Origin of the sequence: Paractinoplanes ovalisporus (assembly GCF_016834655.1) — a bacterium.
In the GTDB taxonomy this organism is placed as follows: Bacteria; Actinomycetota; Actinomycetes; order Mycobacteriales; family Micromonosporaceae; genus Actinoplanes; species Actinoplanes ovalisporus.
The window spans coordinates 803,835-824,501 of record NZ_JAENHP010000001.1; the positions used below are offsets into that span (position 1 = coordinate 803,835).

The 20,667-nt window shown below is 71.2% G+C and carries 22 protein-coding genes; 15 read left to right on the top strand and 7 right to left on the bottom strand.

The window, feature by feature from the left end:
• Positions 1 to 106 precede the first annotated feature (106 nt).
• The 3 genes from JIG36_RS03690 to JIG36_RS03700 are packed head-to-tail and all read left to right on the top strand — an operon-like array spanning position 107 to position 2,058.
• Positions 107 to 352, top strand: a complete 246-nt coding sequence (locus tag JIG36_RS03690) for a hypothetical protein (RefSeq protein WP_203374531.1) — start codon at positions 107 to 109, stop codon at positions 350 to 352.
• Complete coding sequence (locus tag JIG36_RS03695; RefSeq protein WP_236045503.1) at positions 345 to 923, top strand: RNA polymerase sigma factor; 579 nt, start codon at positions 345 to 347, stop codon at positions 921 to 923. Before JIG36_RS03690 ends, JIG36_RS03695 begins: the two co-directional genes overlap by 8 nt.
• A complete protein-coding gene (locus JIG36_RS03700; protein WP_203374532.1) occupies positions 916 to 2,058 on the top strand; it encodes a hypothetical protein in 1,143 nt (380 codons plus the stop codon). The genes JIG36_RS03695 and JIG36_RS03700 overlap by 8 nt, the downstream gene beginning before the upstream one ends.
• A gap of 16 nt (positions 2,059 to 2,074) precedes the next feature.
• On the opposite strand, the gene JIG36_RS03705 is transcribed toward JIG36_RS03700, so the two are convergent.
• Positions 2,075 to 3,223 carry a serine hydrolase domain-containing protein gene (locus tag JIG36_RS03705; protein WP_203374533.1) on the bottom strand — a complete coding sequence of 383 codons (1,149 nt, stop codon included), beginning with the start codon at positions 3,221 to 3,223 and terminating at the stop codon, positions 2,075 to 2,077.
• Between the two features lie 184 nt (positions 3,224 to 3,407).
• Between JIG36_RS03705 and JIG36_RS03710 the strand changes: the two genes are divergently transcribed.
• On the top strand, positions 3,408 to 6,617 hold the full coding sequence (locus JIG36_RS03710) for an ATP-binding protein (RefSeq protein ID WP_307872553.1): 3,210 nt from the start codon (positions 3,408 to 3,410) through the stop codon (positions 6,615 to 6,617).
• A 43-nt stretch (positions 6,618 to 6,660) separates the two neighbouring features.
• Here JIG36_RS03710 and JIG36_RS03715 read toward each other — a convergent pair whose 3' ends face one another.
• The 4 genes from JIG36_RS03715 to JIG36_RS03730 form a co-directional block, all read right to left on the bottom strand.
• On the bottom strand, positions 6,661 to 7,488 hold the full coding sequence (locus tag JIG36_RS03715) for an ABC transporter permease (RefSeq protein ID WP_203374534.1): 828 nt from the start codon (positions 7,486 to 7,488) through the stop codon (positions 6,661 to 6,663).
• Positions 7,485 to 8,471 (bottom strand): ATP-binding cassette domain-containing protein, encoded by a 987-nt coding sequence (locus tag JIG36_RS03720; protein ID WP_203374535.1) that lies wholly within the window; start codon positions 8,469 to 8,471, stop codon positions 7,485 to 7,487. Before JIG36_RS03720 ends, JIG36_RS03715 begins: the two co-directional genes overlap by 4 nt.
• A gap of 122 nt (positions 8,472 to 8,593) precedes the next feature.
• Positions 8,594 to 9,568, bottom strand: a complete 975-nt coding sequence (locus JIG36_RS03725; RefSeq protein WP_203374536.1) for a S1 family peptidase — start codon at positions 9,566 to 9,568, stop codon at positions 8,594 to 8,596.
• A gap of 60 nt (positions 9,569 to 9,628) precedes the next feature.
• Positions 9,629 to 10,453: an alpha/beta fold hydrolase gene (locus JIG36_RS03730; protein ID WP_203374537.1), complete on the bottom strand. Its 825-nt coding sequence runs from the start codon at positions 10,451 to 10,453 to the stop codon at positions 9,629 to 9,631.
• Positions 10,454 to 10,608: 155 nt separating this feature from the next.
• On the opposite strand from JIG36_RS03730, the gene JIG36_RS03735 reads away from it, so the two are divergent.
• The 7 genes from JIG36_RS03735 to JIG36_RS03765 all read left to right on the top strand — a co-directional run bounded on the left by JIG36_RS03735 (position 10,609) and on the right by JIG36_RS03765 (position 15,442).
• Positions 10,609 to 11,151, top strand: a complete 543-nt coding sequence (locus tag JIG36_RS03735; RefSeq protein WP_203374538.1) for an RNA polymerase sigma factor — start codon at positions 10,609 to 10,611, stop codon at positions 11,149 to 11,151.
• Entirely contained in the window at positions 11,148 to 11,999 is an 852-nt protein-coding gene (locus tag JIG36_RS03740) for an anti-sigma factor (RefSeq protein WP_203374539.1), read from the top strand. The genes JIG36_RS03735 and JIG36_RS03740 overlap by 4 nt, the downstream gene beginning before the upstream one ends.
• Positions 11,996 to 12,691 (top strand): hypothetical protein, encoded by a 696-nt coding sequence (locus JIG36_RS03745; protein ID WP_203374540.1) that lies wholly within the window; start codon positions 11,996 to 11,998, stop codon positions 12,689 to 12,691. Before JIG36_RS03740 ends, JIG36_RS03745 begins: the two co-directional genes overlap by 4 nt.
• Positions 12,688 to 13,500 (top strand): ABC transporter permease, encoded by an 813-nt coding sequence (locus tag JIG36_RS03750; RefSeq protein WP_203374541.1) that lies wholly within the window; start codon positions 12,688 to 12,690, stop codon positions 13,498 to 13,500. Before JIG36_RS03745 ends, JIG36_RS03750 begins: the two co-directional genes overlap by 4 nt.
• A complete protein-coding gene (locus JIG36_RS03755) occupies positions 13,497 to 14,381 on the top strand; it encodes an ABC transporter ATP-binding protein (protein WP_203374542.1) in 885 nt (294 codons plus the stop codon). The genes JIG36_RS03750 and JIG36_RS03755 overlap by 4 nt, the downstream gene beginning before the upstream one ends.
• A 209-nt stretch (positions 14,382 to 14,590) precedes the next feature.
• Positions 14,591 to 14,734, top strand: coding sequence for a hypothetical protein (locus JIG36_RS03760; protein ID WP_203374543.1), 144 nt, complete (start codon positions 14,591 to 14,593; stop codon positions 14,732 to 14,734).
• Positions 14,735 to 14,818: 84 nt separating this feature from the next.
• Positions 14,819 to 15,442 carry a hypothetical protein gene (locus JIG36_RS03765; RefSeq protein ID WP_203374544.1) on the top strand — a complete coding sequence of 208 codons (624 nt, stop codon included), beginning with the start codon at positions 14,819 to 14,821 and terminating at the stop codon, positions 15,440 to 15,442.
• A 99-nt stretch (positions 15,443 to 15,541) separates the two neighbouring features.
• On the opposite strand, the gene JIG36_RS03770 is transcribed toward JIG36_RS03765, so the two are convergent.
• A complete protein-coding gene (locus JIG36_RS03770; RefSeq protein WP_307872554.1) occupies positions 15,542 to 16,198 on the bottom strand; it encodes a response regulator in 657 nt (218 codons plus the stop codon).
• 144 nt (positions 16,199 to 16,342) lie between these two features.
• On the opposite strand from JIG36_RS03770, the gene JIG36_RS03775 reads away from it, so the two are divergent.
• Genes JIG36_RS03775 through JIG36_RS03790 form a run of 4 tightly spaced genes read left to right on the top strand, consistent with a single transcriptional unit; the run spans position 16,343 to position 19,855 of the window.
• Positions 16,343 to 16,858 (top strand): hypothetical protein, encoded by a 516-nt coding sequence (locus tag JIG36_RS03775; protein WP_203374546.1) that lies wholly within the window; start codon positions 16,343 to 16,345, stop codon positions 16,856 to 16,858.
• Positions 16,859 to 16,878: 20 nt separating this feature from the next.
• Entirely contained in the window at positions 16,879 to 18,000 is a 1,122-nt protein-coding gene (locus JIG36_RS03780; RefSeq protein ID WP_203374547.1) for a sensor histidine kinase, read from the top strand.
• Positions 18,000 to 19,103 (top strand): sensor histidine kinase, encoded by a 1,104-nt coding sequence (locus JIG36_RS03785; RefSeq protein WP_203374548.1) that lies wholly within the window; start codon positions 18,000 to 18,002, stop codon positions 19,101 to 19,103. The genes JIG36_RS03780 and JIG36_RS03785 overlap by 1 nt, the downstream gene beginning before the upstream one ends.
• A gap of 47 nt (positions 19,104 to 19,150) precedes the next feature.
• Positions 19,151 to 19,855: an alpha/beta fold hydrolase gene (locus tag JIG36_RS03790; protein WP_307872555.1), complete on the top strand. Its 705-nt coding sequence runs from the start codon at positions 19,151 to 19,153 to the stop codon at positions 19,853 to 19,855.
• Between the two features lie 202 nt (positions 19,856 to 20,057).
• Here the strand turns inward: JIG36_RS03790 and JIG36_RS03795 are convergent, their stop codons facing one another.
• A complete protein-coding gene (locus tag JIG36_RS03795) occupies positions 20,058 to 20,579 on the bottom strand; it encodes a GNAT family N-acetyltransferase (RefSeq protein WP_203374550.1) in 522 nt (173 codons plus the stop codon).
• Positions 20,580 to 20,667 lie beyond the last annotated feature (88 nt).

Here is a 20,667-nt window from a genome sequence, read left to right on the forward strand (position 1 = left end):
AGCCCCACCCGCCCACGGCACAGGACAAATTCGGCGCGGGAATTCACGATCTTGCCGGTGCCGGGCCACTACTCACATAGACGGAGGCGAACTGAAGGGCTACCCCATGATCGAACTGTTGGATCCCGAATCCGCGGCAACTACGTTGATGGCGGGTCAGTTTCTCGGAATCATGGCCATGGAGATCCACATGCGCGTTCGGATACGCAATGAGGACGCTCGAGCGCGGACGCTCGCGAGACTGGTCGCCGCCTTGCCTGCCGGAGGCCGCATCCAGGAGTGCCGTTCGGACGGCTCCCGGGTCACGGTCGTCCTCCCCGCAGCGGCCGGGAAATCGGGCGGTCATGAATGATCCGGAGCCGATGAGATCGGCGCTCGCACCGGAAACATCCACCGCGCAAGAGATCCATTCCGGCGAGAAGACGGCACCAGGATTCGCCGAGGAATATCGGCGCCTGGTCCCGAGGCTCGTCGGATTCCTCCGCTACCAAGGAGTTCCCGTTCCGGACGCCGCCGACATCGCTCAGGAAACCATGATCCACGCTTATACCCAGTGGGAACGGATCACCTATCCCGACGCTTGGACCAGGCGGGTCGCATCCCGGCTCTGGGCGCGGAGGGTGGCCCGCACCGAACACGTGACAACGGTGGATCCGAGCGAGGCCACTCCGTTGCTCCGGGCGAGATCCGACATCGCGGAGTGGGAACAGCGGCACGACATCATCGCGATCCTCGACCAGTTGCCGAGCCGGCAGCGTCAGGTACTCGCGTGGACCCTCGAAGGCAATTCGCCGACCGAGATCGCCGCTGAGCTCAAGATGACGCCGGATGCCGTACGAAGCAGTCTCCGGCTGGCCCGCCGAGCCGTCGCTCTGCTTCTCACGCGTGGAGACGGCCACACGGGAGGAGCCGACCATGAGTGAGAACGACGTGACGCGGACGGGCGAGATGCGCTCCGGCCGGCTCGGAAGCGGTTATCAGGCCGCGCGCTGGTGGGCCGACCTACCGGTCGAACTTCAGCGGATCGAGCTGACCCGGAACGAGTTGCCCGCATCGCTGACGCCCGAGCAGGCCACAGTGCTGGAACGGGAGAGGAAGGCGGTCCAGGCCATCGACCGCTGGCTCGACGACGGACACACGGCCCTGATCGACGACCTGGCCGCGGTGATCGACGTCGAGTCCGGCCTGCGGGACGCCGAGTTCCCCCAGGCCGCCGCGGCCACCACCGGTGACCTCATCGAACTGCTGGATCTCGAGGCCGGGCTGGCGCAGATCGTGGCCGGGACCGCTCCTCCCCCGGACGACATCGACGACAGCGCCCGGGCCGCCGCTCGTGAGAATTCTCTGACGTGTCTCATCTCGGCGGCCCGGGTGAACCCCGCCCAGCGGCGGCTGCTGTCGCGTGCCGCGGTGAAGGGGCTGCTCCTGCGGAACCGGGCGCTCGAAGCCACCGAACGGGCGCGGCGTCACATCGACGAGATCGGGGAGTTCATCGATCAGCGCGACGGCGTCTCCGGCCGCGAAACCCAGATCCGTCGCGAAGACCTCGAGGCGCTTGCCCGCAACCGTGTCCACCGCGTGTCCCTCGAGATCCGGGCCGTCGGCGACCTGGCCGAGGACGCCGCCATCTTCTTCGTGTCGGACCACGCGGAAGCCATCGGACGCACGATCGAGGACATCCTGTTCCGGGGGGACGGCTACGCCGCCCGGCACCGCGAACGCCTCGCCGGGCAAGTCGACCAGCTGCGGGCGAGCCTCCGGAGCGCAATCGACCAGGGCGTGGTGGATCTGGCGGTCCGCCTCCGGTGTCAGGATCCGATCGAGCCGGCCGAGGTCGACCTGGCCGGCCTGATCGAGCTCTTCGCCGCCCTCAGCGACGTCAGCGGGGCCGATCTGAGCGGGGTCGACCTGTCGGACGTCGACCTCGACGGCCTTCGCTGGTCGTCGGGCACGGCCTGGCCCGAGGCGGTGCGGGCCGCGGTCCGCCGGAGTTCGCAGCTCATCGCCGATGACCTGTGGGAAGTCCGGCCGCAAGAGGGCCCGGCGGCCGTTCCCTAGCCGCCGGGAGCCCGGCTCACCCGGCGCACATGGCTGTGATCAGGAGGCGCCGGAGGGCCTGGTTCACGGGTGCGTCGTGGTCGTAGAAGCTGTTCACCACGACCACCACCTGCCGGTCGGCGTCCGGGCTGCTCCACGCCGCGGTTGTGTAGCCCGGGATCTCCGAGTCGTGCCCCCACGCGGTGCCGCACGGGAAGCTCTCGCGCAGCAGGCCGAGGCCCCAGCCGCCGCCGAGGATTCCCGAGTCCGGCGTTCCGCCCGTCGCCACCGGGTCGATGGTCTTCATCTGGGCCAGCACCCGGGCCGGCAGCAGCTGCCCGCGCAGCAGCGCCCGGAAGAAACGGGCGACGTCCTCGGCGTTCGACACGAGAGCCCCGGAGGCGCCGTAGAGGGTGGGGCTGAGCGCGGTGATGTCCATCGGCGGCGCGTCGGGTGTGTAGCCGTGCACATGCGGGCCGGCGATCGGCGACGAGTCCGGATAGTCGGCGCCGGCCAGTCCGAGCGGCACGAACAGCCGGCGGCGCAGCTCGGTGGCGAACGAGCGGCCGGTCACCGACTCGACGATCATCGCCAGCAGCAGCGAGTTGGTGTTGGAGTAGGCCAGCCCGGTGCCGGGCGGGAACAGCGGCCCGTGTTCGGCCGCGTAGCGCAGCCCGTCGCGTGGGTCGAAGATCCGCGTGAGGTCGCCGGCCAGGTAGGGCGCGAGTGTTCGCGGGTCCTGGACGTAGTCGAAGACGCCGCTGGTGTGGTTCAGCAATTGGCGGATCGTGATGGCGCCGCCGTTGGGGAGCACACCGGGGAGCCGGCGCTCGACGGTGTCGCCGAGCGACAGGCGGTGCTCGGCCACCAGCTGCAGCACGACCGTGGCGGTGTACGACTTGGTGACGCCCCCGAAGCGGGATCGGAGCCCCGGGCGCATCGGTGCCGCCGGATCGAGAACGCTGCGGCCGGCCGCGAGCCGGATCGTCCGGCCGCCCGTACGCACCACGGCGATCGCTCCGGGAGCTCCGGCCGCGACGACCTGGTCGAGCAGCCGCTGAATCTGGGCCGGCGTGGGCGATACGGCCGCGGCGGCAGAAAAAGCGGGGGCGGACGTGAACAGGGTCAGGCCGGCGAGACAGGCGACGGCCGCACGACGCGTCCGGGAGATCACGAACTGTGACATGACAGTCTCCTCTCCATCCTCGGCCCGGCCCGGCGCGACCGGCGTCAGCCGAACAGGCAGGCCGCTGAGGGGCGGCTGAGACGGGTGAGCGTGGGACCGGGCGCCGCCGATCGGGCAGGCCACTGAGGGGCGGCTGAGAGGGCCGGGTTTGGGTCCGGGCGCCGCGCGCGGGAGGATCGAGGGTGTGGGGGACGGGGCACGGTTACGCGTGACGCTGCTGGGCGCCTTCGAGGTGCGCCTCGACGACGCCGTCGTGCCGGTTCCCGGTGCCCGTCTGCGCGGGCTCCTGGTGCGGCTCGCTCTGGCCGGCGGCCGCGCCGTGGATCCGTCGGCGCTGGTCGACGCGCTGTGGCCCGAGGAAGGGCCGGCCGACCCGGCCAACTCGCTGCAGTCGCTGGTGTCGCGCCTGCGCCGGGTGCTCGGGGCACCGAGGCTCATCAACCAGGTGCCGGGCGGCTACCGGCTCGAGGTGGCCCCGGACGACGTCGACGCGCTGCGGTTCGAACGCCTGGCCGCGGCCGGGCGGGACTGTCTGAGGGCCGGGGACCCGCGCGCGGCGGCCGGCCTGCTCGGTGAAGCGGTCGGGCTCTGGGGCGGGTCACCGGTGGCGGGCGCGGCGACCCGGTTGGAGCTGATCCGGGCCGAGGCGGTCGGTGATCTGGCCGAGGCCGAACTCGCGCTCGACCGGCCCGCGGCGGCGGCTGCGCGGCTGAGCGGGCTGCTGGTCGACGACCCGGTGCACGAGCGGGCCGCGGCGCTGCTGATGGACGCGCTCGCCGCCCAGGGCCGGCAGGCTGAGGCGCTGGCTCTTTTCGAGACCGTGCGCGAGGCCCTGGCCGACCGGCTCGGCGCCGACCCGGGGGCTGCTCTCAGCGAGCGTCACGTGCGGCTGCTGCGGGCCGAACGGGAACCGGCGCCGGAGGTCCGCAGCAACCTGCCGGCGCCGCTGACCAGTTTTGTCGGGCGCGACGACGACCTCGCGCGGATCGACACGCTGCTCGTCACGGGCCGGCTCGTCACGGTGCTCGGGCCGGGCGGGGCGGGCAAGACCCGGCTCGCGATCGAGGCGGCCCGGCGCCGGCGGCACGAATACCGCGACGGCGCCTGGCTGGTCGACCTGGCCGCGGTCACCGAGCCGGCCAAGGTGGGCGCGGCCCTGCTGACCTCGGTCGGGTTGCGGGGCGGGGCGATGTTCGATCCGTCGGCCAAGTTGCGGGTCGAGGCGGGCGAGATCGAAGTGCTGGCCGAACAGCTGCAGGGCCGCGAGACGCTGCTCGTGGTCGACAACTGCGAGCACCTGATCGACGCGGTGGCGCACCTGGTCGCGACGCTGCTGCCGCGCAGTGCGGGGGTCCGGGTGCTGGCCACCAGCCGCGAGCCGCTGGCGGTCGACGGCGAGGCGCTGGTGCCGCTGGGACCGCTCACCCTGCCCGGGCCGGACGACACGGTCGAGCAGGCCCGGCGCAAGGCATCGGTCCGCCTCTTCACCGAGAGAGCTTCCGCCGTACGCCCGGGGTTCGACATCGACGAGGCCACGCTGGACGACATCCGGCACGTCACGACCGCCCTCGACGGCATGCCGCTGGCGCTCGAACTCGCCGCGGCCCGGCTGCGCACGCTGTCCCTGGGCGAGCTGACCGCGGGGCTGTCCGACCGGTTCCGCCTGCTCACCACGGGCAACCGCACCGCCGCGCCACGCCACCGCACGCTGCGGGCCGTGATCGCGTGGAGCTGGGATCTGCTCGGCGACCACGAACGTACGGTGGCCGAACGGGTCTCCGTGCTGCCCGGCGGCGTCACCCCGGTCACCGCGGCCGCGGTCTGTGCCGGCACCCCGGTTCCGCCCGGCGAGATCCCCGATCTGCTGGCGGCGCTGGTCGACCGGTCCCTGCTGCAACTGGCGCCCGACGCGGGCCGTTACCGCATGCTGGAGACCCTGCGGGAGTACGGCACCGAACGCCTTGCCGAGCAGGGCGTGCTCACCGCCGTACGGGACCTGGCCTCGGACTGTCTGGCCGAGCTGGTGGCGGAGGTCGAACCGAAACTGCGCGGCCCCGAGCAGCTGAACGCCCTGCACGTGTTCAGCGCCGAGTACGACAACGTGCTGGCCGCCCTGCGGCACCGGTGCGACTCGGGTGACGCCGACGGCGCGGTGACCCTGGCGATGACGCTGGCCTGGTACTGGCAGATGTTCGGTCGGCACGCCGACGCCACGTTCTGGCTGGGCGAGGCCCTGGCGGTGCCGGGCGGTGAACGCTCGCTGGCCCGGGACTGCGCCGAGGCGGTGTTTGTGCTCAACCGCATCACCACCCGCTCGGTGATGACCGGCGAGGCGATGGAGCTGAGCCAGGCCGAGCTGCGCGAGACCGCGAACCGGCTGCTCCAGCACCCGGCCCGGCCCGGCCTGACCGGCGCGTTGACCGCTATCACTCTGTTCTTCCTGCGCGAGATGGACTCGGCGCGGGCCGTCACCCAGGAACTGATCAACGGCGGCGACCTGTGGCTGTCGGGGCTGGCCCGCATGTTCCGGGCCCAGTTCGCCGAGAACGACGGCGACCTCGAGCAGGTACGCATCGACGTGGTCGCCGCGCTCGACGCCTTCGAACGGGTCGGCGACCGCTGGGGCGTGGCCACCGCACTGCCCATGCGGGCCCTGCTGCGGCAGTACGACAGCGACCTCGACGGGGCGCTGGCCGACCTGCGCCAGGCCCGGTCGCTGGCGGCCGAGTTCGGGTCGCTGAGCCTGAGCGACGAGATCTTCATCGACCTGCGCTGGGTCGAGCTGCACCTGCGCCGGGGCGACACCGCCCAGGCGATCGAGCTGATGGAGGCGACCAGCGAGCGGGTGGTCCGCTCGGCCGCACCCGAGATCGTCGTGCTGGTGGCGGCGCTGGAGGCCGGCTTCTGGCTGCGGCTGGGCGACGTGATCCGCGCCCTCGACCTGATCGCGCAGGCCGAGCGGGGCATGGACGAGCTGTTCGCCTCCGGCGGTGACCACGGCCGGGCGGTGGTCGGCGCGATCCGGGCCGCGGTGTGTGTCGAGATCGAGGACGCGGCGGGGGCGCAGAAGGCCCTGACCAGCGCGTACGCGGCGGCGCTGGAGACCCGTGACATGCCGATCCTGGCCCTGGTCGCGGTGGCCGCGGCCGGGCTGGCCGAACTCCAGGGCCAGCACCACGAGGCGGCCCGGATGCTGGGCGCGGCGGCCCGGCTGCGCGGCTCGCACGACCCCAGCGATGTGCACGTCCGTCAGGTGAGCGAGGCGCTGCGGCGCTCGCTCGGCTCCGACGCGTTCGACGAGGCGTACGGGAAAGGCTTTGACCTGGACGGTAAGACCGCTACCGCCCAGGTCGACCCGGCCCGTCTCGTTCGAGGCGAGCTCCCCAGCGCCTAGTCAGGCGCGCCCGGTTGTCGCCCCAGGGCGAGCTGCCGTGCGCTCAGGCGCGGCGGTTGTAGGCCCGCAGCGCCAGCGGCACGAAGACCACCAGCAGGCCGGCCATCCAGGCCAGGGTCAGCGTCAGGCCGTGCGCCACCGGGCCGCCGACGAGCAGCCCGCGGATCACCTCGACCAGCGGGGTGATCGGGTTGACGTGCACGAACGCCTGCAGCCAGCCGGGGAGCGTGTCGGTCTGGACGAAGACGTTGCTGCCGAAGGACAACGGGAAGATCAGCAGGAACATCACACCCTGCACGGCTCCCGGCGTACGGACCATCATGCCGACCCAGACCGAGATCCAGCAGAAGCACAGACCGAACCCGATCGAGAGCGCGACCGCCGCGACCGCCGGGACCAGCCCGGTCTCGACCCGGAAGCCCATCAGGGTGCCGAACGCCAGCATCACGACGCAGACGGTCAGGTAGCGCACGACGTCGGCCGCGACCGCGCCGATCAGGGGCGCCGACCGGGCCACCGGCAGCGACCGGAACCGGTCGAAGACGCCCTTCTCGATGTCGGCGTTGAGGTTCTGCCCGAGCGCGATGCCGCCCAGGGCGAGCGACTGCGCCAGCAGGCCGGGCAGCAGGAACTGCAGGTAGGCGCCGCGGTCGCCGCCGGAGAGGGCGCCGCCGAACAGGTAGGTGAACAGCATCAGGAAGATGACCGGTTGCAGCGTGACGTCGATCAGGGCTTCCGGCGTACGGATGGTTTTGATCAGACTTCGCCGGGCCAGGGCCACGCTGTGGCGCACAAGAGCGGCTAGCGCGCCGCCGCGGGGCTTGTCGATGTCGCCGGTGATGTTGCGAACGGGCACGTCGAGCGTGGTCATACGAGCTCACCCTCCTTGGCTGCGGTGGTCGGGGTGCCTTCGGTGAGGGAGTGGAAGACCTCGTCGAGGCTGGGCAGGTGCAGGCCGAGGTCGACGACCTCGATGCCGGCCTGGCGCAGGGCCGGGACGACCACGTCGAGGGCGGTGTCGTCCTTGACCGGCACGCTGACCGCGCCGGGGCGGGCGCCGGCGGCCGTGTCGGCCGAGGCGTTGGTGCCGGGGGCGGCCACGGCGTCCAGGATCCGCAGCGCGTCGGGCACGTGGGCCGGGTCGGACGGGCGTACGTGCAGGGTCAGGCCACCCACCCGGCGCTTGAGTCCGACCGGGTTGTCGTGCGCGATGACCTTGCCGTGGTTGACCACCACGATCTCGTCGGCCAGCGCGTCCGCCTCCTCCAGGTACTGCGTGGTCAGCAGCACGCTGGCGCCCTGGGTGACCTGGGTGCGCACGACGCCCCACATGTCCTCGCGCTTGGCCGGGTCGAGGCCGGTGGTCGGCTCGTCCAGGAAGATCACCTCGGGGTGGCCGACCAGGCTGGCGGCCAGGTCGAGGCGGCGCCGCATGCCCCCCGAGTACGTCTTGGCCTGCCGCCCGGCCGCCTCGGCGAGGTCGAACCAGTCGAGCAGTTCGGCCGCGCGCCGCTTGGCGTCGCGGGTCGGCAGGTCGAGCAGCTGGCCGATCAGCACCAGGTTCTGGGTGCCGGTCAGGTCCTCGTCGACGCTGGCGTACTGGCCGGTCAGCCCGATCCGCCGGCGCACCCGGCCCGGCTCCTTGAGCACGTCGATGCCGGCCACCTCGGCGTAGCCCTCGTCGGGGCGCAGCAGGGTGGCCAGGACCCGTACGGCTGTGGTCTTGCCTGCGCCGTTCGGCCCGAGCACGCCGAGCACCGTGCCGCGGCGCATCGCCAGGTCCACGCCGTCCAGCGCCTGGGTCTTCCCGAATCGTTTGCGCAGACCCTCCGCGCGCACCACGAGATCACTCATGATGTCCGTCCTCTCGTCGCGGGCAGAACACGGTCGTCTGCCTCGGCGTCGAGAATCCCGCGCGGCGCTGACACGGCGCGCACATAGCGCTGACACGGCGCTGTCCGGCAGCGCACGCGGTGTCAGCGGCGCCGGTGCGATCCCCGGCGAGGCCGGGCCGTCCACATCACGAGGGCGCCGATGAGCAGCACGATCGGCACCGCGGCCAGCCACAACAAGGGTGGGACGGGCTCGTCGTCGGCGGGTTCGCGAGCGGCGGCGGCCGGATTCTGACGGGCCTGCGGCGGGCTCGCGGCCGGCGGCTTGGTGCTGGGTCTGACCGCCGTACGCAGGTCGGCCCCGATCACGGAGAGGATCCAGGGGGCGATCGAGTCGACCCGGGCCGAGGTGTCGGCGCCGCTGTGCGGGCAGCTGGGGCCGCGGCTGACCACTCCGACCACGGTGGCCACGCCGGTCGGGCTGCCCACGAAATAGGGGCCGCCGGAGTCGTGCGGGCAGGCGCTGGTGTCGTCGGCCGGGGAGGTGCCGATCACGCCCATCTCCAGCTTCGACGTGCTGGTGACCTCGAAGACGCCGGTCTGGAGGCGGTCGGTGGTGCGCTTGGCGTTGTCCTTGAGATCGCCGAACCCGACCAGCCGGACCTTCTGCCCCTTGACCGGCTTCTTGCGGTTGAGCCGCATCGGGGCGATGGCCGTGATCGGCCGGTCGAGCCGGGCCAGCGCCACGTCGGCGTCGCCGTGCTGGCGCACTTCGACGACGTTGGCGCTGAACCCGGCCGTCCCGGTCAGATCGGCCCGCCCGATCGTGGCGACCGTGCGGTCGGCGACCGGACGCGACACCCGGCGGTCGTTCTCGTCCTTGAAGCAGTGGCCGGCGGTGAGCACCCAGCGCGGCGAGATCAGCCCGCCCGAGCAGGAGCTGTTGCGCTTGCCGCCGTCCTTGGTCGGTATGCCGATGTCGGTGAGCTTGACCGCGAACTTGTACTGTCCGTCGGCCACATCCTCACCGTTCGCGATCGCGTGGGCCGGCGTGGTCAGAGCCCCGGCGCCCAGCGTTGCGGCCACCAGCGCGACGACGACCCTCGATAGCGTCTTCATCGCTGACGACTGTAGTGACAAACCGCCAATTACGGACCGCTCCGCCGTTGTCGCACGCGGTCAGGAGCGGATCCACTCCAGCAGGTCGGCGTTGATGACATCCGCCTGAGTGGTCGGCATGCCGTGCGGGAAACCGGCGTACGTCTTGAGTGTGCCGTTCTTCAGCAGCGCGGCGGAAAGCGGGGCAGAGTCCGCGTACGGGACGATCTGGTCGTCGTCGCCGTGCATGACCAGAACCGGCACCGTGATCTTCTTGAGGTCCTCGGTGAAGTCGGTCTGGCTGAACGCCACGATGCCGTCGTAGTGGGCCTTGGCCCCGCCCATCATGCCCTGACGCCACCAGTTCCGGATGATCGCCTCGGACGACTCGACCCCCGGCCGGTTGAAGCCGTAGAACGGGCCCGAGGGCAGCGCCAGGTAGAACTCCGACCGGTTCGCCGCCAGCTGCGCCTGCAGGTCGTCGAAGACGCTCTGGGGCAGGCCACCCGGGTTGCTCTCGGTCTGCACCATGATCGGCGGGACGGCGCTGATCAGCACACCCCGGGCGACCCGGCTCTCACCGTGCCGGGCGATGTAGTGCGCCACCTCGCCGCCGCCGGTCGAGTGTCCGACGTGGATCGCGTCGTGCAGGTCGAGGTGCGCGACGACGGCGGCCAGATCGTCGGCGTAGTGGTCCATGTCGTGGCCGTCGCCGACCTGGGTGGACCGCCCGTGCCCGCGCCGGTCGTGCGCGACGACCCGGAACCCGTTCCGCACGAAGAACAGCATCTGCGCGTCCCAGTCGTCGGCCGAGAGCGGCCACCCGTGACTGAACACGATGGGCTGCCCGCTCCCCCAGTCCTTGTAGAAGATCTCCACGCCGTCGTCGGTGGTCACGAATCCCATGCCGAGCCTCCCCTGGCTGATTTCCTCGCCCCTCAAGCTATGCCCGTCCCCCGCGCGACGACCAGAACACGTGATGAACAACCAACTTTGCCGGAGGACAGCCGTGAACCATCCGCGTGCCCGGGTGCTACCAACTTTCTTGGAAGGGGTGGCGGATGGAACCGGGCGACGTCGAACTGCTGCGCTCGGTCGCGGCCGGGGACTCGGGCGCCCTCGCGCGGCTCTACGAACGGCACTCCGGCCCGCTCTTCGGCTACCTGCACCGGCTCGCCGGTGATCGGGGGACGGCCGAGGAGATCCTGCAGGACACGATGCTCGCGGTGTGGCGGTCGGCCGGGGCGTTCGAGGGGCGGGCCAAGGTGACGACCTGGCTGTTCGGGGTGGCCCACCGGCAGGCCCACAACCGGCTGCGTCTGCGGCCGGCGCCGCTCGCCGGGGAACTGCCGGATCGGGCCGACCCGGGTGCCGGTCCCGAGGAGCTGGCGATCGCGGCGGCCGGGGGCACTCCGGTGGCGGCGGCGATCGACCGGCTGCCCGCCCACCACCGGGACGTCATCGCGCTGGTCTTCGTGGCCGGGCTGCCGCTCGCCGACGTCGCCGAGGTGCTGGCGATTCCGGTGGGAACGGTGAAGAGCCGGCTTCATCACGCGCGGGCCGCTGTCGCCGCGGCGCTCGTCGGCCAGGAGGTGCCGGAATGAAAGACCTGATTCCCCCGTACGCGGCGGGAACGCTGGACGCCGAGCAGCGTGACCGGATGCGCGCGCACCTGGAGGAGTGTCCGGCGTGCCGGGCCGAACTCGGGGCGTGGCAGGCGATCGCGGCCGCGGCCGGCCCCCGTCCGGTTCCGCCCGACGCCGCGACGCTGGTTCGCGCCGTTCTGACCCGAAGCGCGATGGAACCACCGGCCGAGCGAACCGCGCCGAAGCGGTTGCGGCGCCTGGCCGCGCTCGTGCTGGCCGAGGGCCGCCTGATCCGCCCGGCCGTCCCGATCGCGTCGGCGCTGGTGATGGCGCTGGGCGTCGCGGTGGTGCTGCTGCAGCCGGCCGCGGCCACCGCCGGGCTGGTGCTCTCGCTGGTGGCGCCGATCGTCGCCGCGGCCGGGGTCGCGGGCACCTACCGCGCCGGCCGCGACCCGGCAGCCGAGCTGATGGCGACGCTGCCCACGTCGGGCCGGTTGCTTTTGCTCGTACGGATCGCGCTGGTCTTCGGCTACGACCTGGCGCTCGCGCTGCTGGCCTCGGCCGCAACCGCCGGGACCGCCGGCCTGAACACTCTGATCGCCGCCTGGCTGGGGCCGATGGCCTTGCTGTCGTCGCTGAGCCTGCTGATCGCCGTCCGGTTCGGACCGGACGTCGCACTCGGCACGGCGGTGGGGCTGTGGGCGGTCCGGGTGCTGGCGACGGTCTGGCCGGCCCGGTTCATCGTGGAGGTCTGGGTCACCAACGCCGCCGTCCTGGCGGTCAGCGCGGCGGTCGCGGCCTTCGCGGTGTTTGCCGCCGGGCGCGGTGAACCTGGCGTGGGCCGGCCCGCTACCTACCCGTTGTGAGACCGAAAACCCTTTGGCGGTACGAGGTTCGCCGCGCCGGTTGGACGGCCGTGCTCGGGCCGCCGCTCGCCGTCGCGCTGGGTGTCGCCGCCGCGGTCGCGAGTCCCGTGGCGGGCGACGCGACCACGGCCCGCATACTGCTCGGTGCCCTCGAGATGGCGGTGCCGCTGACCGCCGGGGTGGCGTGCGCGTCGCTGATCGGGCGCGACCCGGCGGTCGAGATCCAGCTCGCGGTCCCTACGCCGTACCGGGAAACGCTTTTGCGCCGGACCGTGGTGACGCTGGGGTGGGCCGCACTGGTCGCCGCGGTGACGGCCGGCGCGCTGATCGCGACCGGCTGGTGGGCGCGCTGGCCGGACAACCACGGCCCGCTGACCGGGCAGCTCACCTGGGTGGCGCCGACCCTCGCCCTGGGCGGGCTGGGGCTGGCGGCGGCCGCGCTGACCCGCAGTCCGGCCGCGGCCGGGGCACTGGTGACGACGGTGTGGGCCGTTCAGCAGTTCTTCGCCGGCGCCGCGCAACAGCATCTCCCCGGCCGGTTGCTCTACCTGTTCGCGACGACCCGGGGCGCCGACCCCGAGGCGTGGACCGCGAACCGGCTCACCCTGCTCGCCACGGCGGCCGCCCTCCTCACGCTCGCCGTGGTGGTGCTGGGCCGCTCCGAACGCCTGATCCGCTCGGAGGACGAATGATCGCGACCCTGCGGTACGAGTTCCGCATGCAGATCCGCAAACGCTCGGTGTGGATCGTGCCCGCGCTGACCCTGGTGCTGTTCGTGCTGATCGGCGGCAGCCTGCTGCGCGACCTGTTCGATCCGGCCGAGCGCCCGCCCGAGGCGAAGACGGCCGTGGTCGGGCTGGCCGTCCAGGTGCACGCGCTGCTGTCGATCGGGTTCGGCTGCCTGCTGGCCGACCGCCTCGTCCGCGACGACCGGCTGCGGGTGGCGCCGATCCTGGACGCCACACCCGCCTCGCGGGCCGCCCGGCTGGTCGGCAAATACCTCGGGGCCGGGACGGCGACCGCGGTCCCGATCGCCGCCGCCTACTTCGGCTTCGCCATCGCGTACGCCATCAATTCCGGCTCTTTCCCCGCCGTGCTGTGGGCGCTGGCGACGTTCGGGGTGGTGTTCGTGCCGGGCCTGCTGTTCGTGGCCGCGTTCGCGCTGACCCTGCCGCTGGTGATGCCGGCGCCGCTGTTCCGCGTGCTGTTCGTCGGCTACTGGCTGTGGGGCAACGTGGTCCCGCCCGACCTGATGCCGACCTTGTCCCGCACCCTTTTCAACCCGTTGGGCGGCTATCCGCTGGCCGGCCTGCTCGGCTTCCACGGAATCGACGGCGCCGAAGTGTGGGCGGGCCCGATCCCCGGCGCCGCCCTCAATGTCCTGCGCCCCGAACCGACCCCGCTGCTCGCCTGGTTGTCCATCGCCCTGCTGCTGGCACTCGCGGCAGCGGCCCTGGCCGGCGGCCACTGGGTGCGCTTCTCCGAGAGGACCCGCTCGTGACCATCGAGATCACCGCCCTGACCAAGACCTACCGCGGCGGGGTGGCCGCCCTGGACGGCCTCGACCTGACCGTCCCCACCGGCATGTTCGGCCTGCTCGGAGCGAACGGCGCCGGAAAGACCACGCTGATGCGCATCCTGGCCGGAATCGTGCGCCCCACCGCCGGTCGGGTCACCGTGGGCGGGCACGACCTGGCCACCGGCGCGGGCCGCCATGCGGTGCAGCAGAGCCTCGGCTACCTGCCCCAGGACCTGGGCGTCTATCCCGACCTGACGGCGCGGCAGTTCCTCGACTACGTGGCGCTGCTGAAGGGAATGGACGACCCGGCCGTACGGCGTCGTCGCGTCGGCGAGCTGCTGGAGGTGGTCGCCCTGACCGCCCAGGCGGGGCGGCGGTTGCGCGGTTTCTCCGGCGGCATGCGCCAGCGGGTCGGGATCGCCCAGGCCCTGCTGGCCGACCCCCAGCTGCTGATAGTCGACGAGCCGACGGCGGGCCTGGACCCGGAGGAACGCATCCGGTTCCGTACGTTGTTGTCGCAGTTCGCGGGCGATCGTACGGTCGTGTTGAGCACCCACATCGTCGAGGACATCGCCCAGACATGCCGCGAGGTGGCCGTGCTGGCGCAGGGCCGTTTGGCCTTCCGAGGCACGGTCGACGACCTGACCCAGCGGGCGGCGGGTCAAGTGTGGTCGCTCGTGACGAGCGGCCCGCCACCGAGCGAGGGAACCGTGGTCTCGGCCCTCCCCCACGAGGGCGGCATGCGCTACCGCATCGTCGCCCCGACCGCACCCGGCGCCGAGGCAACGCCGGTCGATCCTGGCCTCGAGGACGGCTATCTCGCGGTGACCGTCCCCGATGAACGGAGACCCGTCGGCCGTTGAGCCAACGGGTCTCGTGAGCGCTCAATCTCTCGTTTTGTTCTCCACACGGAAGGTGACATCGCCACCTACGGCGGGACGCCCCTCGGTCTGAGGTACGAACACATCCGCCGCGAGGTGCGCCACACCGGCCGCGCACGGCGCCGGGTTGTCCTGCTCGACAGCTGCTGGAGCGGTGCCGTGCCGGCCGGCGTAGCCGTTCACATCTGATCGTGGCGGCGGGGGCCGCCCTGCTCACCGGGACCACCGGTGCGATCCTCCTGCTGCTGGACGATGACACCGCCACCGCCCGCCTGGACGGCGCAGCCATTCCCGTCGGCCCATGGTCGTCCGAGCCGTCACCCACCCCGAGCTGACCCGGCCAGTAACCAAGCGGAACCGTCCCGGGCTTGAGCCATCCATTCCTGATGCCCACCGGCCGAGAAATATAATGCATCGCCGTGCAATTCTTCGATCGCATTCTATTTGCACGCTATTGCCACACTCGACGTGTGACAAACGAGATCGTATTCGCCTTGGCGCTCGGCCTGATAGCGGGCGCCTCCGGCATCGTGGCGAATTGGGTACCTCGCCCCGCGTGGTTCAAGCCGTCGGCGGCGTTACCCGTCCTAGGAATACTGGTGGCAGGAAGCGCCTTCATCGCGTACTACGCAGGCCACGCCGACAATCCCGGAACGGTAACCATCACCCGACCGGCCCAGAACGCGCAGGTCCCACAACGGAACATCCTCGAGGGTGTCGTCCAGCGAAACCTGCAGAAGAATCACACGCTGTGGTTCGACGTCCACGCGAACGACGAACAGCTCCATCACTTCGCCGAGAAGGAATGCTCCGTGATAAATGAAGCCTTGAGCTGTCCCGAGGCCGTGGTGGGCGACGTTACTGAAAGGTCCGGCAAACTTTTCGTCGTCACCTTGTACGACTGCGACGTCGAGGCCGCGACCAAGCTTTCCGGCCCCGCATACGCCGGCCGAGCCAAGACCGGCGACAAGAGCGACTACGCCGGCCAGCCTCGTCCCACCGGTTGCAACCCGGTCGACTCAGTCGTCGTCGCGCGGACATGAACCCACCAGCCCGTCGCCCAAGGTGCACCATCGGTGGACACAGTCAAGCCGATCCGACCGAGCAGATCGGGACCGCCGGCGGCGCGGCCTGCCTCGAAGTCAGCTCTGGTGGCGGGTGGCGAAGCCGGACTGGTAGGCGACCACCACGGCCTGGACTCGGTCGCGGATGTTCAGCTTGGTCAGGATTCGGGCCACGTGGGTTTTGACCGTGGTTTCGGCTACCACCAGCTCGGCGGCTATCTCGGCGTTGGACAAGCCTCGGGCCATCAGGCGTAGGACGTCTCGTTCGCGGTCGGTCAAAGCCGACAGCTCGGGTGGTGGTCCGGTGGGCTCGGCGGGAGTGGCGAAACGCTCGACCATGCGCCGGGTGATGGACGGCTCAATCAGAGAATCGCCGGTGGCCGCGGCTCGGACGGCGGCTATCAGGCGGGATGACGGGGCGTCTTTCAGGAGGAAGCCGGCCGCTCCGGATTGCAGCGCCCGGTAGACGTATTCGTTCTGGTCGAACGTTGTCAGGACGACCACGGTGGGGGCGTCGGGGTGGCGGCGGATCTGTTCCGTGGCGGCCAGGCCGTCCAGGTCGGGCATGCGGATGTCCATCAGGATGACATCGGGGCTGGTCAGCTGGGACTGGCGGATGGCCTCGGTTCCGGTGGCGGCCTCGGCCACCACCTCGATGTCGCCCTCGGCTTCCAGGATCACGCGGAAGCCCGTACGGACCAAGGTCTGGTCGTCGGCTATCAGCACGCGGATCACATAGCGATTCTGCCGAAACTGCCGCCGCCCGCGGGTCATCCCTGCGGAGGATGCGGGGGCGGAACATCGTCCTTGCGGCAGACGAAGGCTACGGCGGGCGGTTCCTAGCGTCTCGGGTATCGAAGACGCGAAAGGAACTGACCGATGAATATGAAGAAGACCGACTGGATTCTGGCGGGGCTGTTCACGGCGGCGGGGGCGTTGCTCATGGTCGAGAACATCACGGCCTCGGCCGACGAGTCGCTGGCCCATCCGCTGTCGACCACCTCGTGGGCCATGCTGCCGGTGTTCCTCTTGGCCATGGTGCCGATTCTGTGGCGGCGGCGGAACATTCTGGCCGTGGTCGGCGTGACGGTAGCGGTCATGGCGGTGCATCTCGTGTCATTCGAGTGGGTCACGCGGTGCGGTGCGGGGCTGCCGTTGGCGTTTGCGCTTTCGTACGCGGTGGCGCGGTTCGCCGGGAACATCCGGAACCAGGCGATCGGGCTGGCCGGGGTCGTCGTGCTGATTCTGCTCGTGCTGGCGCAGGATTCGTCGATCGGCGGGCTGCCCGGTGGGCTCGAAATCGCCCTTCCGGGGGCCGCGCTCTTCTATGGGATCGGGTTCTGGGTCCAGAATCGGGTCACCAGCAAAAAGGTCGCCGAGCGCGTGGCCGTCTGAGGCGGAAGGAGCCGAGGGCGATGCGGAAAATCGACTGGATCATCGCGGGGCTTCTCACCGCCCTCGGCGCCGTGCTCATGGCTTTCAACATCACGTCGGACGACGCGGACTTCGCCCGTGATGTCGCCGACGGCGCGGCCTATCACCCGATCGAAACGCATTCGGTGTGGATGCTTCCGCTGTTCGCGGCGGCCACGATTCCGGTGCTGTGGTGGCGGCGCGGGGTTCTCCCGGTCACCGGTGTCGCGCTCGGCGTGATGGTGCTGCACGACCTGATCTTCGGCTGGGTGACCCGCTGCGGCGCCGGGCTCCCACTGGCCTTTGTGCTCACTTTCCTGGGGGCATTGACCTGTTCCCGTACGCGGGCCTGGTCGGTCTTGGTCCTCAATGTGCTGCTCTGCTACGCCGTCCTGGCCGTCGACTCCTCGGCCGGGCCCGGCGCCATGATCCTGGCGGCACCGGTGGCCCTGATCGTGTTCGGCGTGGGGCGGGCGGCCCGGCAACGCAGCGCGCTCAACCGGCAGCTGCAGAGCCGTGACGAGGAGCTGCGGCAGTTGCGCGACGAACGGGCCGCGCTCATGGTCGCCGACGACCGGGCCCGGCTCTCGCGGCAGCTCGACGGGCTGCTGCAGGAACGGCTCGACCAGCTCAGCCGCGCCGCCGAGTCGGCCCACGGTCTCGAGCCGGCGCAGGCCCGGGCGCTGCTGGAGTCGATCGAGACGAGCAGCCGCCGGACCATGGACGACATGCGCGAGATCGTCGGGCTGCTGCGCGGCGGTGAGGTCGACCTGGCGCCGGCCCCGACCGTCGCGCACCTCGACGCGCTGCTGGCCCGGCACCGCTCACCCGGCTCGCGCCTCACGGTGACCGGTGATCCGCGATCGTTGCCGGCCACGGTGGAGCTCTCGGCATACCGGATCGTCGAATATCTGGTCGGCGCGCTCGGCGGGCTCGAAGTGGTGGTGCGGTTCGACAACGAAGCGCTGGAGATCCGGGTGGACGGGTCGGTGAACCGGGGCGGCGAGGTACGGGCGGCGGTGGCCCGGGCGCGGGAACGGGCGCGGCTGCTCGGCGGGTCGGTCGACGTGAGGGTCGGGCGGGGCCGGGCCCGGATCGTGGCCCAGCTGCCCGTGCTGGGCTGATGCTCGAGAAGGCGGCGATCGCGGCGCTGGTGGCCGGGGTCGTGCTCATCCCGACCGCGATCGCCGGGCAGTGGGGGCCGCTGACGGTGCTGCTGCTCGCGACCGGGTCCACACTGCTGTGGTGGCGGGAGCAGCCGCAGCTCGTGACGGTCGCGGGCGCGACGCTGTGGCTGGCCGGGGCGGCGGTGGCGGGCCACGGGTGGTTCCCCGACCCGGCCCTGGTCATCATGGCGTTGCTGGCCGGGCTGGCGGCCCTGGCGTTCAGCGGGCGGGCGGCCTGGGTGGCGGGGGCGGGCCTGATGGCGTACGTGGGAACTCTGTGGTTGATCGTCGACGGCAGTCCGGTCGGGCTGACCATGTTCAGCGTGCCGGCCTTCTTCGCAGGGACGGTGCTGCGTCTGCGTCGCGAGGCGGCCGCCCAGCTCGACGCGCGCGGGCGTGAGCTGGAGGAGGAGCGCGAGCTGTTCGCGGAGCTGGCGCTGCGGCACGAACGCGCGCGGATCGCCGCCGAACTGCACGACATCGTCGGCCACGCGATCAGCGTCATGATCATTCAGGCGGCGGCCGGGCAGCGGCTCGTCGACCACGATCCGGCGCTGGCCCGCGAGGCGTTCGGGGCGATCGCGGAGTCGGCCCGGCAGGGGCAGGCGGATCTGCGGCGGCTGGTCGACCTTCTTGGCGGTACGGAGGTGGGTGGCCCCGACCTGTCGCTGATCGACGAGGTGGTGACCCGGGCGGCGCGCAGCGGTCTCGACGTGACGTGCCGGTTCTCCGGTGACCGGGACGGGGTGGCGGCGCCGGTCGCACACGTCGCCTTCCGCGTGGTGCAGGAGAGCCTGACCAACGCGTTGCGGCACGCGCCCGGTGCGGCGGTGCGTGTTGTTGTCGCCGGACCTGTCGCTGGGCAACTGCGGTCTTTGACCGTACGTGTGGAAAACGACCCGTCCGGGCAGGCTCGACTGGATCTCGGCGGCACCGGTCGCGGGCTGACTGGGCTGCGTGAACGCGTACAGGAATTGGGCGGTCAGCTCTCGGCGGGCCCGGCCGCGGGCGGAGGTTGGGAGGTAGTGGCCGCGCTCCCAGGCTCCTACGATCGGCCCTGACTACGACGTTCAGGGGGACAGCAATGTCGAAACCTACGATCGTTCTGGTGCATGGGGCCTGGGCCGACGCGTCGAGCTGGAACGCCGTCGCGGCCGCTCTGCAGAGCCAGGGATTCACCGTTCTCGCCCCGACCAATCTGCTGCGCGGGCCGGCGACCGACGCCGCGTACCTCTCTTCGTTTCTGGCCCAGCGCACAACCGGACCAGTGGTGCTGGCCGGGCACTCGTACGGCGGTTTTGTGATCACCAACGCCGCCCTGGGTGGTGGTGACGTGCGCGCGCTGGTCTATGTGGACGCGTTCATCCCCGACGAGGGCGAGACCACGTTCGGTATTCTCGACGGATCGGGCTCGGCGCTGGCGGTGCCCGACCCGACGACCGTGCTCGACCTGGCGGGTTACCCCGGCGCGCCGGAGGGCGACGTCGAGGCGTTCCTGAAGCCGGACGCGGTGCACAGCGCGTTCGCCCAGGACCTGCCGTCGGACGAGCGCTGGTTGATCGCGGCCGGCCAGCGGCCGATCACGTTGAGCGCGAACACGACGCCGTCGGTCGTGGCGGCTTGGAAGACGCTGCCGTCGTGGGCGGTAGTGGGGCTGGAGGACAGGGTGATTCCGCCCCGGACGCAGCGCTCGATGGCCGAGCGGGCCGGCGCCAAGATAACCGATGTGTCGGCCTCGCACGTGTCGATGGTGTCGCAGCCGCAGGCCGCGATCGACGCTCTCTTGGCGGCGGCCGCCCACGTCGGCGGCTGACATCTCGTTCGTCCGCACCGTTGCCCGGCGCTGTGGTTGTCCGCGTCGCCGGGCATCTTCCTACGCTGCTGGTCAGTTCTGCGCTTGTCCACAATTCACGGTTGTCCACAGGGCGGACGCGGGGCGGGCTCGAAGATCGGTCGAACTCGATAGAATTGGTCGTGGCGGTGGCCCCCTGGGAGGGCGGGTAATGACGTGCTCCCTAGTTGGACGAGATCGACTTCGACGAGGAGCCCGTCAGCCTTCTCGCCATGACCTGCTCACGACGTAGGCCGTCGGGCATGAGGTCGCCCAACTCGCCGGTCTCGTGGAAGCCATTTCGCTCGTACAGCTCGCGGGCCTTTGTATTGCCCTCGGTGACCGACAGCCGTAGTTCCGCGGCGCCGGCCTCGTCGGCCCACTCCGCGACGCGCCGCACGAGAAGGTCGCCCACTCCGCGGCCGCGCCCTTCCGGGGCCACGTACATCGAGATCAGCTCGACGGCCCGAACCTCATCGGTCCGTACGCCGCTCACCATCCCCACCGCCCGCCCGTCGACCGACGCCACCAGGTTGTACGAGCCGGGAAGGGCCAGCCGGGCACGCCATCGCTCCTCGCGATCACCCTCGCCCTGCCAGTCCGCCAACTGGGACCCAAAGGCGTACGCCGCCTCAGTCAGAGCCTGAAGCCGAAGCACTCGCCACAACGCCCAGTCGTCCTCGGTGAGAACACGAATCTCGATCATCCGCGCAGCGTGCCCGGAGAGCCGCGAGCGGAGCAACCGATATGCGCACTGACGCGGGTGTTGGCCGAGCTGCAACTACCGCGACACC